This window comes from Nereida sp. NH-UV-3 (assembly GCF_042939535.1).
GTDB lineage: Bacteria > Pseudomonadota > Alphaproteobacteria > Rhodobacterales > Rhodobacteraceae > Nereida > Nereida ignava.
On record NZ_CP132157.1, the window covers coordinates 93,475 to 108,581 of the forward strand.

The window sequence follows — 15,107 nt, forward strand, 5'->3', positions numbered from 1 at the left end:
TTGTGTTTCAGCAGGCGGGATCATGGTGCAAGAGCGGCAGAACAGGCGTGAGGGGCGTGTGATCTGGGCTTTCGCGGAGCAGGCTTTCAACAGGCAGATCATTCGCAAAGATGATGTGATGCCGCTCAAACAGTAAGTTGCAATAGAGCGCCGTTTGCCGTCCGCGCATCGCCCTGATGCCTTTGCGGTTAGTCAGTTTGGTCGCGGGCACCAGTGCACCATCGATGACAATACGGTGTTGCGGTGATGTGATAAGGTCTGTGCTGGGTACGTTGCCGAATGTATTTGCGCGGATGAGGATGGGTTTTGCGGGATCATCGGGGCTGTGAAAATGTAGCCTTTCCGAGGTGAGCCGCAGCAGCGGTTGCGGGCCAGCATCGTGGGTCGCGATCAGCTGCCCTTTGGTGAGTGTTTGAACGGGATGCGGACCATCGGGGGTACGGATTAACGTATCTGCCGCAAGACAAAGCGGGGCGGCAGAGAAACGGAAATTGGCACTGCTTAGGGTGCTGGCATCAACATTAACAAGGACGAGGCAGTCGGCGTTGTCATACGTGATGACCGCGTCCGTTCCCCATTGGCTCAGCCGGCTTTGTACATCTGAAAACGACGACATTTCTGCCATATCAAAGGCGATGATATCGGGTTCGGTATAATCGAAGTCATCAATCTGGTCACTGCCGTGCCCGTCGCGAATGATGAAAACATCATGTGTGGATAGGTTGCCGGCAACCATGCGATCATCGCCCGGTCCGCCTTCGATCGTATCTTGTTGGGCGCCCCCATAAATTGTGTCGTTGCCGCGCCCGCCGAGCAGAATATCATCGCCGTCACCGCCATAAAGCGTGTCATCACCGCGCCCACCGGTGATGTAGTCGTGATCGCTGCCGCCAAAAAGTGTATCATGACCGTCTTCGCCTCGGATCGTGTCGCGGCCGCTGCCACCATCAATGCTGTCGTTGCCGTCGCCACCATAAATGATGTCATTCTGGCCGCCGCCTGACACGGTGTCGTTGCCATGCCCTGCAGATATTTCGTCATCGCCATCATCACCGGAGATCGAATCGTCACCGGCTGACCCCCAGATGTCATCATTACCTTGGCCGGCAGAAATAGTGTCGTGGCCTGCACCGCCATCGAGTGTGTCGGCACCATCGCCACCGAATATGTGATCATTCCCTTCGCCGCCGTGAACGCTATCGTTGCCCAGCCCGCCGCTTAGGGTATCGTTTCCGAAATCCCCCCACAGATCATCATCGCCGTCGTCACCGCGAATGTTGTCGTTACCAGCATTGCCACCCAGAGCGTCGTTACCACGACCACCGGAAATGCTGTCATCTCCGCCACCACCCTCAATCCAGTCGTCACCGTCGCCGCCTGAAATGGAGGTATTACCGTTTCCAGATACGATAACATTGTCTGATCCGTTGGTGCCGGTGATTGTGGCAATGTAACTACTCATAGGCGCGCGATTAACTCATTCGTGGGGTAGGTCAGCTAGCGTGGCTAAAGCGTGCGGGTAAACGGGGGGTTACCAATTAAAATTGAAGTAATAATTAGTGCCAAGGTAATACTAAACTAACCATATGCCCGTGCGCTGGTGTGTAGGCGCCGCTAGCATTCGCCCAGATGCCTTGTTCACGCAGGCGAGAGGCAAAAAAAAGCCGGGCTCGCAAATTGCGGGGGCCCGGCGAAGTCCAACAGGGAGGTAGTTAAACAATCGCTTAACTATGCCGCCCAATTAGGGACTGTTTCCCATTGCCGCAAGAGTTAAGTGGTTAAAATTTGCGCAATGCTGCTATGCGTTTTTTGCATAGCTGACGGGTCATTGAGGCGTCTGAAAAGTACTACTCTTAGCGCATGACCGGTGCTGCAGCCTTTTGGCGATCAAGGGCGATCTGTTTTTGAACAAAATCGCGGAATGCGGCGATACGTTTGGAATGGCGTAATTCTTCAGGAAAAGCTAAATACACAGGGACTTCCGTTGATTGGACGTCTGGCAAAACGCGCACCAAATCGGGCGTGTCTACTTGGACGTAATCTGGCAGTACCCCAATCCCAAGGTTGTTCAAAACGCCCTGCAGCACACCAAAGTAGTTGTTCACTGTCAGCAAGCTAGTGATGTCTTGGGTCATTAATTCGGCTGCAAGCCGTTGTCCCGCGCCTACTTGGATGGAATCAGGTGACTGACAAATTAACCTATGATCCCCGAGGGATTTCAGGTCTTGCGGCGCGCCGTGTTGCTCAACATAGCTTTTGCTGGCGAATAAAACCATGCGCACAGTCATCAGCTTTTTGCGGATCAGGTCCGCTTGCGATGGCTCTTTCATCCGGATCGCGACATCCGCCTCACGCATAGGAAGGTCAAGCACGCGTTCTTCCAACATCAGGTCAATCTTGAGGTCAGGAAAATCCTCGTAAAGGGCGGGCAGGCGAGGGGCCAGCCACAAACTTCCGAACCCCAAAGTGGTGGTGACGCGCAGGTCGCCGAACACTTCTTCTTCGCTGTCACGAATACGGGCGGATGCCGCATCAAGACGCTTGTTCATGGCCTGTGTCGCATCGAAAAGCAGCTCGCCTTGTTCTGTCAAAATGAGACCACGAGCATGTCTGTGAAACAGCGTCGTATTGAGTGATTCCTCAAGCGCGCGAACTTGGCGGCTTACAGCAGACTGAGACAGGTGAAGTGTGTCTCCCGCGTGTGTCAGGCTGCCCGCATCAGCGACCGCATGAAAAATACGTAATTTATCCCAGTCCATCGCAGGCCCCGCGCCGTAGGTGTTTTGCCACTCTGCACAGAGCGGTATTTGGTGTTAAAATAGGGACTTAGCGGCCTACATGCAACGTAAGCTTGGTTTGGGTGTCTCAATAATCGGAAATATGGGTGATTACGCTACGGCATGATCAAGAATTGAGCGGCTTGATGTAAAATGCTGCGCGCAGTAACCAATTCCCGTGTGCGTTGCTAAACGTACTCTTGAACGGATCAGATCATGGTATCTTCACGCCTCCCACGCCGGCTGTCTCGCGATCATGAAGTCGCTCGTGAAATCACTTATGCCCACTCTGCGGCGTCTCGCGGCGGTAAGTTTTTGGTTCGTGCCACTGAAAATTTTACGGGCCGATTGGGCTTGATCCATCGCGCCCGCGGGTATGACGCAGACGTGGCAGCGGGAGGGGATTTTTGGGAAATCCTTGCGCGACGCTACGGGGTAAAGCTTGATGTGCGCGAGGGCAGCTTAGATGCCATTCCACAATCAGGCCCGTTGATCGTGGTTGCAAACCATCCGTTCGGTATTCTGGACGGGATGATGATGGGCTACATTCTGTCGCGCGTGCGGCGCGGGGATTTCCGGATTTTGGCGAACTCGGTGTTTCACAAGGCCGAAGACATCCAGCGCATTGTGCTGCCGATCAGTTTTGATCAAACCAAAGAAGCTATGCGCATCAACCTTGAGACGCGAAAGCACAGCCTTGAGTATTTAGCGCAGGGCGGTGCGGTTGGCGTTTTCCCGGGTGGTACCGTGAGCACGTCAGCACGGCCTTTTGGTCGCCCGCTTGATCCTGCATGGCGCAGCTTTACGGCTAAAATGGTGGCAAAATCTGGTGCCACTGTCCTGCCGATTTACTTTGAAGGGACCAACAGCCGGCTCTTTCAGGTTGCCAGTCACCTCCATCCAAATCTCAGAATGGCTCTTTTGATCAATGAGTTTCGCCGCCGCGTTGATAGTGCCGTTGGCGTGCGTATCGGTGCGCCATTGCCCCAGAGCGAGCTGGATGCCCGCGCAAAAGACCCCCGCGCGATGATGGGATATCTCCGGGCGCAGACATACGCCCTTGGGGATCCATCAGTTGGTGAGACTTTGGGGTATGAGTTTGAAAATAATCATAAAACAGCAGAGCAATTAATTGAACGGCGTGTATACTGATCCCATACGATGCAAGTCGTGTGTGGATGGATTTGGCCGCGTGGAGGGTGCGCATGGCAGTAGGTGTATTTGATAGTGGATTAGGCGGATTGACCGTGCTGCAGGCCTTGGAAGAGCGCTTGCCCGATGTGCCGTTTATCTATCTCGGTGACAACAAACACGCGCCGTACGGGGTGCGCGATGCAGATGATGTTTACCGTTTAACGCGCGAGGCCGTTTATGAGTTGTGGTCACGGGGCTGCAATCTTGTGATCCTTGCGTGCAACACTGCATCGGCTGCGGCGCTACGTCGGATGCAGGAAGAGGGCGTGCCACAGGGCAAACGTGTGCTTGGTGTGTTTGTCCCCTTAATTGAGGCGATGACCGAACGGGGCTGGGGCGATAACTCGCCGCCGCGCGAAGTTGATGTGAAACACGTGGCGCTTTTCGCCACCCCCGCAACAGTTAGAAGTCGCGCGTTTCAGCGCGAGTTGGCATTTCGTGCGATCGGCGTTGATGTTGAGGCGCAGGCCTGTGGCGGCGTAGTGGACGCGATTGAAGACGGTGATTTGATCCTGGCCGAAGCTTTGGTGCGCAGTCACGTGGACGCACTTCAACGCAAAATGCCAAGCCCTGATGCAGCTATTCTGGGGTGTACGCATTATCCCCTGTTAGAAGATATCTTTGCCAAGGCTTTGGGCGGCAATGTCAAAGTGTTCAGCCAACCGCGCGTGGTGGCTGATAGCCTTGCTGATTATCTTGAGCGACGCCCTGATATGATTGGTGATGCAAAGGCGCGCAGCTTTTTGACCACGGGCGACCCCGCAACTGTATCAAACCGCGCAACCCAATTTATGAAGCGCGGCATCACCTTTGAGGCGCTCTAGAGCGGATTTGGCAGTTGTGATTGAAACGCTGGCTGCTTTGCGCTTAAAGGGCGCCAAGGTAATTTAGAAAGGCGCATCATGGGCAAGAACGTCGTGATCCTCGGGGCATCTGGGTATACGGGTGCGGAATTGGTGCGCTTGATTGCAGGTCACCCTGACATCAATATCGTTGGTCTGTCGGCCGAACGTAAAGCCGGTCAGCAAATGGGCGATGTCTTTCCTCATCTGCGCCAGATGGATCTGCCGCAGCTTGTTAAAATTGATGAGTTGTCGTTTGAAAACGTTGATCTGGTCTTTTGCGCGCTGCCTCATGCGACGTCACAGGCTGTGATCCGTGCGCTGCCTGATGCTGTGAAAGTCGTTGATTTATCGGCAGATTTCCGTCTGCGTGATGAGGCTGAGTATACAAAATGGTACGGTCTGCCACACGACGCGCCTGATCTGCAAAAGATCGCGGTTTACGGCCTAACCGAATTTTACCGCGATGATATTGCGAAAGCCCGCTTGGTTGCGGGCACGGGCTGTAATGCGGCAACGGGTCAATTTGCGCTGCGTCCATTGATTGCAGCGGGCGTGATTGGGTTGGACGATATCATCATAGATATGAAAGTGGGCGTGTCCGGCGCGGGCCGTGCGTTGAAGGAAAACTTGCTGCACGCAGAGCTGTCCGAAGGCGTTCATGCGTATGGAGTTGGCGGTGTGCACCGCCACTTGGCTGAGTTCGATCAGGAGTTTTCAGCGGTTTCAGGCCGCAAGGTTGAGGTGCAGTTCACTCCACACCTCGCGCCGTTCAACCGTGGTATTCTGGCGACTTGCTACGTCAGTGGTGATGCCGCCGCGATCCATGAGACGTTTGTTTCACAATATGTAGACGAGCCGTTTATTGAAGTGTTGCCCCTTGGCAAACACCCGTCTGTTCGCCATGTGCGTGGCTCTAACTATTGCCACCTTGGGGTGGTTGCAGACCGTAAAGAAGGGCGCGCGATTGTGATTGCCGCTCTCGATAACTTGACAAAAGGTAGCAGCGGCCAAGCATTGCAGAACGCCAACCTAATGTTAGATTTACCAGAGACAGCGGGTCTTACGATGGCCCCTGTCTTTCCGTGATTTTCCTTAGGTAGCGCAATGAAAAGCCTGAAAAAGCAACGCCGTATCCAGATTATTGCACTCGCCGCGGGTGCGCTTGCGGTTTCGTTCGGCTTGATCTGGTACGCGAGCCAAGATGCGTTTCAATTCTTTCGCGCACCATCCGAGGTGATTGCCGCACCACCCCCCTCAAACGAAGTGTTTCGCATTGGTGGGCTGGTGTCAGAGGGGTCGTTGAAGCGTGGTGAGGGGGCTGCAATCTCGTTCAGCGTGACAGATGGCGGGGCAACTGTGCCCGTCGTTTATACTGGTATTCTGCCCGATCTTTTTGGTGAAGGCGAAGGCATGGTCGGCACTGGAAGCTATGTGAAAGGTCAATTTGTAGCGACTGAAATTTTGGCCCGTCACGACGAAACCTACATGCCGGCCGAAGTGATTGACGCGCTGAAAGAGCAGGGCGTCTATGTTGAGCCGGAAACATAATCACATTAATTCAAAGGCTTGTGGTGCAAAGTTGAAGCCTTAAGGGAACGTTGCGACCGCAGCCTTTCTGTCTTGTTAACCGCCGTCCCTCATTTTGATTATCCGTTACGAAACGTGAACGATGGTTAATGTGAGGCAGGTTAATGCAATCAATACATGAGATAGCGTCCGATATTGTGGCCCGCGAGGGCGGCTTTGTGAACGATACCGATGATCCGGGCGGTGCTACCAAATACGGGGTGACGATCCACACGATGCGGCGTCTGGGGCTGGATTTAGACGGTGACGGCGATGTGGATGTTTCTGATGTGCGCAAACTCAGCCGTGACCGCGCAACACAGATTTTCATTGATCACTACTTTCACCGCTCAAAAATTGCACAGTTACCGCAGGTGTTGCAGGCGTCTGTTTTCGACATGAACGTCAATGCAGGTGCGAATTCCGTAAAGATTTTGCAGCGCCTTGTCCGCCGTCTGGGGTTTCGCATTGGCGTCGACGGTCAGATTGGTCCGCAGACGATTGCTGCCGTGCGTCAAGCGACCCAAAACGCGCCGGATCATATCGGCGACGCCTATGGTATTGAGCGGCGCAACTATTACTACGCGTTGGGTGATCGGCGAAAGCGTTCGCGCAAATATGCCCGTCGTCAGGATGGCGGCAAAGGCGGCTGGATCGTGCGCGCAGAGGAATTCATCGCCTCAAAATATCACTTAACGGACGCTGAACATCGTGCGCGGGTGGCGTCATGGGGCTGATTGAACGGGTGTTTGAGGCGATATTCGGAGGCGGCAGAAATGTTGTCCGTGAGACTGCCGAGGTGTTTTGGGAAAACCGCGAAGCGGGCGCAACCCGCGCGGCGCAACGCCAAGCCGACGCCCTTGATCAATATGCAGCCGAATTCAGCGTGCCGCGAAGGGGCAGGTTTGACCGTGTGATGGATGGGCTGAACCGCTTGCCACGCCCCGCATTGGCGCTTGGTACGCTGGGGCTGTTTGTGGCGGCGATGGTTGATCCGGTGTGGTTTGCCAGCAGAATGCAGGGCATCGCCCTTGTGCCTGAACCGCTTTGGTGGCTGTTGGGTGCCATCGTCAGTTTCTATTTTGGCGCCCGTCATCAGGTGAAAAGTCAGGAGTTTCAACGCTCTATCCAAGCTACCACCGCGCAGGTACCGCATGTTATTGAGAACTTGACCGCACTGAATGATGTCGCACGGCAAAATTCTGCGGCGAACGAAGATGCCCCTGTTTCTGTTGCGGTCAGCGGGATTGGGGCAGGGACGCCCATACGATTTGGCCCTGACAGCTTTGAGGATAACGCGGCCCTGCGCGATTGGGCCAGACAGCGCGGTAAACGCAATGATCCGTGAATTTCTTACGTAAATCAGCCGTCTGACGCGGCCGTGTTGTCGCAGCCCATTGGCGAGGGGGCTGCGGCAGACTATACCAAGTTTATGATTACAGAACTTGGACATTTCGCCCTGATTTTGGCCCTGATGGTGGCCGTTTTTCAGATGATCGTGCCGATGATTGGTGCACAAAAGAATTGGGCTGGCTGGATGGCAACGGGCACCCCCGCGGCAACTGTTCAATTTGGCCTGACGCTGGCCAGTTTTGCCGCACTTACTTACGCGTTCGTGATCTCGGATTTTAGCCTCAGAGTGGTCACGCTCAACAGTCACACAGCCAAGCCGATGCTCTACAAAGTGTCGGGCGTATGGGGGAACCACGAAGGGTCTATGCTTTTGTGGATTTTGATCCTGACGCTCTTTGGTGCGATGGCGGGCTGGTTTGGCCAAGGGTTGCCGCCACGGTTGAAGGCCCGCGTCCTGTCGGTGCAATCAGCCATCGCAGTTGCATTTTTTATCTTCCTCATTTTTACGTCTAACCCCTTTGAACGTTTGGCGTTTCCGCCGCTCAACGGGCAAGACCTGAACCCGCTTTTACAAGACCCTGGCCTCGCGTTTCACCCGCCATTCCTATACGTGGGCTACGTCGGGCTCAGCATGGCGTTTAGCTTTGCCGTTGCTGCGTTGATTGAGGGAAAAGTCGATGCGGCATGGGGCCGGTGGGTCCGTCCGTGGACTTTGACAGCGTGGGTTTTCCTGACTGTCGGCATCGCGTTAGGGTCATGGTGGGCCTATTACGAGCTTGGCTGGGGTGGTTTTTGGTTCTGGGATCCCGTCGAAAACGCCAGCTTTATGCCTTGGCTTATTGCGGCGGCACTGCTGCATTCCGCCATTGTTGTTGAAAAGCGCGAGGCGCTGAAAAGCTGGACCATTCTGCTCGCTATTCTTGCCTTCGGGTTCAGCTTGATTGGCGCATTTATTGTGCGCTCGGGCGTTCTGACTTCTGTTCATGCGTTTGCCACAGACCCTGAACGCGGTGTTTATCTGTTGCTGATCACGGGTATCTTCATGGGTGGCGCGTTGGTGCTTTACGCCCTGCGCGCAGAGCGGATGGAGGCCAAGGGTGTCTTTTCTGTCGTGAGCCGTGAAAGCGCATTGGTCGCCAATAACATTTTGCTGGCGGTTGCTTGTTTCGTCGTCTTTATCGGCACCATCTGGCCCCTCGTGGCGGAGATGTTCTTTGACCGCAAACTCAGCGTTGGTCCCCCGTTTTTTGATGCAGCTTTCACGCCGTTCATGGTCGCTTTGTCGGTGATCTTGCCTGTCGGTGCGCTGATGTCGTGGAAGAGGGCCAAGCTAAAGCGGATCACTGTATCGTTGATGCCTGTTTTGGTGGTGTCGGTGGCCTTGGGGGGATTGGCATTTGCGATCCAAACTGGCGGTTCTGCGTTGGGACCAATTGGTGTGATCCTTGGCGCGTGGCTCGTGTTGGGGGCTGCGTTTGAAATCTGGCAGAGGGCGGGCAAAGCCAACAAAATCGCGCGCCTCAAAGGGCTGCCTCGCGCCGATTGGGGCAAGGCCGTTGCCCACGCGGGCATGGGAATTACCACCTTCGGAATCGCCGCGATGCTTGCTTGGCAGATCGAGGATATTCGTATTGCACAGATCGGTGACCGTTTTGAAGTTGGCCAACATCAGGTTGAGCTGATCGATGTGCGCGAAGTTGAAGGACCGAATTACATCTCAACCATGGCAGAGATGAAGCTGTACCGCGGTGGCCGTGAAGTGGCGCATTTGTTCCCTGAAAAACGTGTCTATCCGGTGGCGAATATGCCCACGACTGAGGCGGCAATCTCAAACGGTATTTTGCGTGACCTCTACGTTGTGATTGGTGATCCTCAGAATGATGGGGGATGGGCGGTGCGCACCTATATCAAGCCGTTCGCCAACTGGATTTGGGCGGGCGCAATCATTATGGCGCTCGGTGGTACGTTGTCGCTGACGGATCGGCGGATGCGTGTTGCAGGTGGTCAGCGGTCAAAGGCGGTTACGTCATGATCGCAGTTGCTTCACGCCTGTGCGGATTAGTTGGGCTGATCGTTTTGATGGCCATGCCTGCGTTTGCAGTGCAACCCGACGAAGTCTTGGATGATCCCGCGCTTGAGGCGCGCGCACGGGTTATCAGCAAAGAACTTCGCTGCCCTGTGTGCCAAAACGAAAGCATCGACGAATCCCATGCGGAAGTGGCGCGTGATCTACGCCTGCTGGTCCGCGAACGTGTCTCGGCAGGGGATAGCAACGACGAGGCGCTTTCGTTCATTGTTGCGCGGTACGGCGAGTTTGTTTTGCTCAACCCGCCCGCAAAAGGCTCAACCCTAATTTTGTGGCTTGCAGGACCTGCGATGCTTTTGATCGGCGGCATTGGGGCTGCGGCCTATTTGCGCGGGCGCGCAGCTCCTGTACCTGCGGATGAGCTAAGCGCGGATGAAACAAAACGCCTCACTGAGCTGCTGAATAAATAAGCTGGCACAAAAGCGATGTCGTGACGTTCTTGCGCACAGTGCCCAGTTCCTCTGGCAACTCTGGCGCATGGCCCTATTGTGCCTTCTAATGAATGGATTAATGAGGATGCTCCCATGATGTATGACGCGCTGGAATATGAGCTAAACGACGGTGTTGCGACGCTCACTTTGAACCGCCCAAAGGTGAAGAACGCTTTGAACGGTCAGATGCGCGCCGAGATCACCCATGCTGTGAAAAAAGCTGGTACCGAGGCCCGTGTTGTTGTCCTGACAGGGGCGGGGGATGCGTTTTGTTCGGGCCAGGATTTGGGCGACGGTGGTTCAGCCGCCCAGCTTGATCTTGAGCGCACCTTGCGCGACGAATACGTCCCGATGCTGCGTGCGATTATTGAGTGTCCTGTTCCAACGATTGCGGCAGTAAACGGTGCGGCAGCGGGCGCAGGTGCAAATCTGGCTCTGGCAGCGGATGTTGTGATTGCGTCTCAAAAGGCTGTTTTTGTTCAAGCGTTTACGCGCATTGGGCTTATCCCTGACGCGGGTGGTACATACTATCTGCCGCGCCAAATGGGGATGGCCAAAGCCATGGGAGCCGCACTTTTTGGTGAGAGCATTTCTGCGCAGCAAGCAAGTGATTGGGGCATGATCTGGGAAGCTGTGTCCGATGCCGAATTTGAGGCCCATTGGCGTGCACGTGCCGCGCATTTAGCCAAGGGGCCGACAGTTGCCTATGAACATGTGAAATCTGCGCTTCGGGCCAGTTTTGGCAATGACCTTGAAACGCAATTGGGCCTTGAGGCATCGCTTCAGGGGGCTTGTGGTGAAACGCGTGATTTCAAAGAAGGCGTGCTGTCTTTCCTTGAAAAGCGTCCTGCAAAGTTCGAAGGCCGTTAGGGATCAGACAGGCGGGGCAAGTACGACAGGCGGGCTGTAACTGACCAACTCGATATAGTTCTCAAAGGGCTGTGCGTTTTGGTCAAACTCAGGTCCAAGCTGTACCTCCGCAACTTTGAAATCATCGGCGAATACAGTCACGACTGTACCTGTTTGGGTAACGCTAACCGCAGGGTCGGGCGCGCCGGTTTGCGTAGCAATCATCAAAACATCGTCGTTTGAAAAATCAGTGACGCGCGTGCATGTCTCGCTTGCGCTGCCATCATCGCTACTTGGCTCCAGCAGCAAGACAAACTCATCCGCGTCACCGCCACCTGTGCCGATATCATTTCGTGCCAAAAATAGCGTGTCAGTGCCAGCCCCGCCGGTCAGCTTGTCTTCCACGCCGTCATCACGGAAATTGCTGCCCCAAGTGGGTGCTTCACCTTCCGGACGGGTGATTAGCGGTGGTCCAGATTGCAGCGCTGAAAGGTTGTCCGTCTCAAGAGTATCACTATCAAAAATGGCACCACCCCACAGCACATCCGTTCCGCCGCCGCCATTCAGAACGTCGGCATTTACGCCGCCAATCAACACATCGTCGCCGGTCTCACCGAGCAACAGGTCAGAACCGCTATCCCCAAAAAGTGTGTCGTCATTGTTGCCGCCCCGCAGTGTATCTGCCCCTGGACCACCGGCTAGAATGTCGTCGTTTACATTGCCGTTCAGGGCGTCATCACCTGCGCCGCCGTCAAACAGATCGTTCCCAGAGCCCCCAAAAAGCGTATCGTCCCCGCCGCGCCCGTCGATCTTATCGTCCCCTAAATTGCCGAAAATCGTCTCGCCACGAAAGCTGCCTTCAAAGTCATCAGACTGGTCGCCAAGACGAATTGTGTCGGTTGTTGTTTGAGGGGGCTCATCGATGGTCTCATCCTCAGACCTGCCGCCCGTGTCATCGTCACTACGCAGCGCATCAAGTGACTGATCAATAAGCGCCACATCAAGGGCAAGAGGGATAAGAAGCAAAAGAGCAAGAGCCAACATGGCGGGCAACCTGAGAACAAAATACCCGCACAGGATATGCAATTAGCCCTTTAATGCAAGTTCGTTCGTTTAAGTGACAGCAGGCTGTCTTCGCTTTGGTCAAAAATACTCAAATAAAAACGCCACCGAAGGATGTTCTTCGGTGGCGTTTTTTATGTCTGCTTGCCAGAAAGCCTAGCGTTTTTCGATGTCCACGTAATCGCGCAGGGTTTCGCCTTGGTAAAGTTGGCGAGGGCGACCGATCTTGAGCGCTGGATCGCTGATCTGCTCTTTCCACTGTGAAATCCAGCCAACAGTCCGGGCCAGGGCGAAGATCGGCGTGAACATGGATGTGGGGAAGCCCATCGCTTCAAGAATAATGCCTGAATAGAAATCCACGTTCGGGAACAGTTTCTTGTCTGCAAAATACGGATCGGCTAACGCTTGTTTTTCAAGCTCTTTGGCGACCTGAAGGATCGGGTTGTTCTCTACGCCAAGCAGATCAAGAACTTCATCCGCAGATTGTTTTAGAACTTTCGCACGGGGGTCAAAGTTTTTGTAAACACGGTGACCAAAGCCCATCAGGCGGAAGGGATCGTCTTTGTCTTTCGCACGGGCGATGAATTCAGGAATGCGGTCAACACTGCCGATTTCTTTAAGCATTTCGAGGCATGCTTGGTTCGCACCACCGTGGGCAGGGCCCCAAAGACACGCAATACCGGCCGCAATACAGGCAAACGGGTTCGCGCCAGAAGATGATGCCAAACGCACAGTCGATGTTGATGCGTTTTGCTCATGGTCTGCGTGTAGCGTGAAAATACGGTCCATCGCACGGCTCAGGATCGGGTTCACTTCGTAATCTTCGGCAGGCACCGCAAAGCACATACGCAGGAAGTTCGACGCGTAATCCAGATCATTACGCGGATACACAAATGGCTGACCGACAGTATATTTGAACGCCATCGCTGCGATTGTTGGCATTTTGGCGATCAAACGGATCGTTGCCACTTCGCGCTGATGCGGGTCAGTGATGTCGGTACTGTCGTGGTAGAACGCAGACATTGCACCAACAACGCCGGTCATGATGGCCATCGGGTGCGCGTCACGGCGGAAACCACGGAAGAAGTTGATCATCTGCTCGTGCAGCATGGTGTGGTTTGTCACCATGCTCTCAAACGATTCCAACTCGGCCGCGGAGGGAAGCTCGCCGTACAGCAGGACATAGCACACCTCGAGGTAGTGTGATTTTTCCGCGAGCTGATCAATAGGATAGCCGCGGTGCAGCAGCTCGCCCTTGGCGCCATCGATGAATGTGATGGTGCTGTCGCACGCCGCAGTTGAAGTAAAGCCGGGATCGTAGGTGAACACGTCGCCTTGGGCGTAAAGTTTGCGGATATCGAGCACGTCAGGACCCGCAGTAGGCGAGTAAATCGGCAGTTCGATTGTTTTGTCGCCAATAGTAAGCGTCGCGTTCTTTGTCGTTTCGGCCATATGTTCCCTCATTATCCAGCAGCGGCGCAGTACGCCATTTTCGTATGTTGAGCGGGCTTCGTTACAGATTTGTAAACGGCTCCGTCTATTATTGTGTTGCGTCACCCAAGCGCGCGAGAGTTTCCTCGCGGCCCAAAACCAGCATCATATCAAAGACCGATGGTGTGGCTGCACGTCCGGCAAGGGCGGCACGCAGCGGCGCTGCAAGCTTGCCAAAACCGATGTCGTGCGATGCCGCAAGCGCGTTGGCCACGGCCTCCAGTTGGTCACGCTCCCAGCTAGCAGCTTGCAACTGCGGCGTCAATTCTTTCAGTATACCAATGGATACCGTATCAAGTGCCTTAGCCGCTTTCTCTTCTATATCGAAGGGGCGCGCGCTAAGCGCAAAGTGCGCTTTTTCAATAAGTTGCGGGAATGTCTTGGCACGTTCTTTAAGGCAATACATCGCCCGCTCGAATGCAGTTGACTGCGCGTCAGTAAGCGCAGGAAGCGCTGCTGCGGCCAAAAATGCCTCTGCTTCTTGCCGCAATGCGGCATCATCGCCCATAGCGATCTGTGCGCCACAGATTGATTCCAGTTTCTTAAAGTCCAATCGTGCAGGGCTTTTGCCAATGCCACCAAGGTCGAACCACTCGCGCGCTTGGGTGTCTGTGAAGACCTCATCGTCGCCGTGGCTCCACCCCAAACGGGCGAGATAGTTACGCATACCGGCGGCCGGATAGCCCATGACCTGATATTCCTCAACGCCAAGCGCGCCGTGGCGTTTGGACAGCTTTTTACCGTCGGGGCCGTGGATCAGGGGGATGTGCGCATATGTCGGCACCGGCCAGCCCATGGCGTTATAGATCATCATCTGACGCGCCGCGTTATTGAGGTGATCATCCCCGCGAATAACGTGGGTCACGCCCATATCATGGTCATCCACAACCACCGCCAACATGTAGACGGGCGTGCCATCACTGCGCAGCAAGATCATGTCATCAAGCTGGTCGTTACGAATGTTGACGTCGCCTTGGACCTCATCGTGGATTACTGTGGCGCCATCTTGAGGGGCCTTGATGCGGACCACAAAGGGTGCATCGGGGTGCTGATCCGCAGGGGCGTCACGCCACGGGCTACGGTACAGCGTGCTTTTTCCCTCAGCACGGGCCGCATCGCGGAACGCGGAAATTTCATCTTGGGTAGCAAAGCATTTATAGGCTTTGCCTTCGGCCAGCAGGGTGTTGGCGATTTCTGCATGTCTGTCGGCGCGCTCAAACTGGCTGATGACGTCGCCGTCGTGGTCTAGGCCAAGCCATGCCATCCCTTGCAAGATCGCTGCAGTTGCTTCGGGGGTTGAACGGGCGCGGTCAGTGTCTTCGATCCGCAGCAAGAATTTGCCCCCACGGCCGCGCGCGTAAAGCCAGTTAAACAGCGCAGTCCGCGCGCCACCAATGTGCAGATAACCAGTGGGCGATGGGGCGAAACGGGTCACGACGGTCATGTGGAATTA

General features: G+C 54.9%; 14 protein-coding genes. 9 read left to right on the top strand and 5 right to left on the bottom strand.

What is annotated here, in order from left to right:
- Nucleotides 1–7: 7 nt before the first annotated feature.
- The gene (locus NeNHUV3_RS00450; RefSeq protein ID WP_391481780.1) at nt 8–1,462 is read right to left on the bottom strand and encodes a Hint domain-containing protein; all 1,455 of its coding nucleotides are present in this window, start codon (nt 1,460–1,462) and stop codon (nt 8–10) included.
- 391 nt (nt 1,463–1,853) lie between these two features.
- Nucleotides 1,854–2,759 carry a LysR family transcriptional regulator gene (locus tag NeNHUV3_RS00455; RefSeq protein ID WP_341246579.1) on the bottom strand — a complete coding sequence of 302 codons (906 nt, stop codon included), beginning with the start codon at nt 2,757–2,759 and terminating at the stop codon, nt 1,854–1,856.
- Nucleotides 2,760–2,993: 234 nt separating this feature from the next.
- Here NeNHUV3_RS00455 and NeNHUV3_RS00460 point away from each other — a divergent pair, with 234 nt between their 5' ends.
- From NeNHUV3_RS00460 to NeNHUV3_RS00500, 9 genes are all read left to right on the top strand, one after another.
- Nucleotides 2,994–3,929 carry a lysophospholipid acyltransferase family protein gene (locus NeNHUV3_RS00460; RefSeq protein ID WP_391481782.1) on the top strand — a complete coding sequence of 312 codons (936 nt, stop codon included), beginning with the start codon at nt 2,994–2,996 and terminating at the stop codon, nt 3,927–3,929.
- A 53-nt stretch (nt 3,930–3,982) separates the two neighbouring features.
- A complete protein-coding gene (locus NeNHUV3_RS00465) occupies nt 3,983–4,795 on the top strand; it encodes a glutamate racemase (protein WP_048599073.1) in 813 nt (270 codons plus the stop codon).
- 78 nt (nt 4,796–4,873) lie between these two features.
- Nucleotides 4,874–5,902, top strand: coding sequence for an N-acetyl-gamma-glutamyl-phosphate reductase (argC, locus tag NeNHUV3_RS00470; protein ID WP_391481784.1), 1,029 nt, complete (start codon nt 4,874–4,876; stop codon nt 5,900–5,902).
- 18 nt (nt 5,903–5,920) lie between these two features.
- The gene (gene ccmE, locus NeNHUV3_RS00475) at nt 5,921–6,364 is read left to right on the top strand and encodes a cytochrome c maturation protein CcmE (protein ID WP_391481785.1); all 444 of its coding nucleotides are present in this window, start codon (nt 5,921–5,923) and stop codon (nt 6,362–6,364) included.
- A 143-nt stretch (nt 6,365–6,507) separates the two neighbouring features.
- Nucleotides 6,508–7,119 (top strand): holin-associated N-acetylmuramidase, encoded by a 612-nt coding sequence (locus NeNHUV3_RS00480; protein ID WP_391481787.1) that lies wholly within the window; start codon nt 6,508–6,510, stop codon nt 7,117–7,119.
- Entirely contained in the window at nt 7,110–7,730 is a 621-nt protein-coding gene (locus NeNHUV3_RS00485; RefSeq protein WP_391481788.1) for a holin family protein, read from the top strand. Before NeNHUV3_RS00480 ends, NeNHUV3_RS00485 begins: the two co-directional genes overlap by 10 nt.
- Nucleotides 7,731–7,814: 84 nt before the next feature.
- The gene (locus tag NeNHUV3_RS00490) at nt 7,815–9,767 is read left to right on the top strand and encodes a heme lyase CcmF/NrfE family subunit (protein WP_391481789.1); all 1,953 of its coding nucleotides are present in this window, start codon (nt 7,815–7,817) and stop codon (nt 9,765–9,767) included.
- Complete coding sequence (locus NeNHUV3_RS00495; RefSeq protein ID WP_391481790.1) at nt 9,764–10,231, top strand: cytochrome c-type biogenesis protein CcmH; 468 nt, start codon at nt 9,764–9,766, stop codon at nt 10,229–10,231. Before NeNHUV3_RS00490 ends, NeNHUV3_RS00495 begins: the two co-directional genes overlap by 4 nt.
- Nucleotides 10,232–10,345: 114 nt before the next feature.
- Nucleotides 10,346–11,122 carry an enoyl-CoA hydratase-related protein gene (locus tag NeNHUV3_RS00500; protein ID WP_391481792.1) on the top strand — a complete coding sequence of 259 codons (777 nt, stop codon included), beginning with the start codon at nt 10,346–10,348 and terminating at the stop codon, nt 11,120–11,122.
- 3 nt (nt 11,123–11,125) lie between these two features.
- Here NeNHUV3_RS00500 and NeNHUV3_RS00505 read toward each other — a convergent pair whose 3' ends face one another.
- The 3 genes from NeNHUV3_RS00505 to gltX form a co-directional block, all read right to left on the bottom strand.
- Nucleotides 11,126–12,145: a calcium-binding protein gene (locus NeNHUV3_RS00505; RefSeq protein ID WP_391481794.1), complete on the bottom strand. Its 1,020-nt coding sequence runs from the start codon at nt 12,143–12,145 to the stop codon at nt 11,126–11,128.
- Nucleotides 12,146–12,319: 174 nt separating this feature from the next.
- Nucleotides 12,320–13,615 carry a citrate synthase gene (locus NeNHUV3_RS00510; RefSeq protein WP_048599066.1) on the bottom strand — a complete coding sequence of 432 codons (1,296 nt, stop codon included), beginning with the start codon at nt 13,613–13,615 and terminating at the stop codon, nt 12,320–12,322.
- 88 nt (nt 13,616–13,703) lie between these two features.
- Complete coding sequence (gene gltX / locus NeNHUV3_RS00515) at nt 13,704–15,098, bottom strand: glutamate--tRNA ligase (RefSeq protein ID WP_391481796.1); 1,395 nt, start codon at nt 15,096–15,098, stop codon at nt 13,704–13,706.
- Nucleotides 15,099–15,107: the final 9 nt, after the last annotated feature.

What these genes read in the sequence shown, in the direction of transcription:
- NeNHUV3_RS00450 (WP_391481780.1), bottom strand. Translation starts at nt 1,462, where the DNA reads ATGAGTAGTTACATTGCCACAATCACCGGCACCAACGGATCAGACAAT.
- NeNHUV3_RS00455 (WP_341246579.1), bottom strand. Translation starts at nt 2,759, where the DNA reads ATGGACTGGGATAAATTACGTATTTTTCATGCGGTCGCTGATGCGGGC.
- NeNHUV3_RS00460 (WP_391481782.1), top strand. Translation starts at nt 2,994, where the DNA reads ATGGTATCTTCACGCCTCCCACGCCGGCTGTCTCGCGATCATGAAGTC.
- NeNHUV3_RS00465 (WP_048599073.1), top strand. Translation starts at nt 3,983, where the DNA reads ATGGCAGTAGGTGTATTTGATAGTGGATTAGGCGGATTGACCGTGCTG.
- argC (WP_391481784.1), top strand. Translation starts at nt 4,874, where the DNA reads ATGGGCAAGAACGTCGTGATCCTCGGGGCATCTGGGTATACGGGTGCG.
- ccmE (WP_391481785.1), top strand. Translation starts at nt 5,921, where the DNA reads ATGAAAAGCCTGAAAAAGCAACGCCGTATCCAGATTATTGCACTCGCC.
- NeNHUV3_RS00480 (WP_391481787.1), top strand. Translation starts at nt 6,508, where the DNA reads ATGCAATCAATACATGAGATAGCGTCCGATATTGTGGCCCGCGAGGGC.
- NeNHUV3_RS00485 (WP_391481788.1), top strand. Translation starts at nt 7,110, where the DNA reads ATGGGGCTGATTGAACGGGTGTTTGAGGCGATATTCGGAGGCGGCAGA.
- NeNHUV3_RS00490 (WP_391481789.1), top strand. Translation starts at nt 7,815, where the DNA reads ATGATTACAGAACTTGGACATTTCGCCCTGATTTTGGCCCTGATGGTG.
- NeNHUV3_RS00495 (WP_391481790.1), top strand. Translation starts at nt 9,764, where the DNA reads ATGATCGCAGTTGCTTCACGCCTGTGCGGATTAGTTGGGCTGATCGTT.
- NeNHUV3_RS00500 (WP_391481792.1), top strand. Translation starts at nt 10,346, where the DNA reads ATGATGTATGACGCGCTGGAATATGAGCTAAACGACGGTGTTGCGACG.
- NeNHUV3_RS00505 (WP_391481794.1), bottom strand. Translation starts at nt 12,145, where the DNA reads ATGTTGGCTCTTGCTCTTTTGCTTCTTATCCCTCTTGCCCTTGATGTG.
- NeNHUV3_RS00510 (WP_048599066.1), bottom strand. Translation starts at nt 13,615, where the DNA reads ATGGCCGAAACGACAAAGAACGCGACGCTTACTATTGGCGACAAAACA.
- gltX (WP_391481796.1), bottom strand. Translation starts at nt 15,098, where the DNA reads ATGACCGTCGTGACCCGTTTCGCCCCATCGCCCACTGGTTATCTGCAC.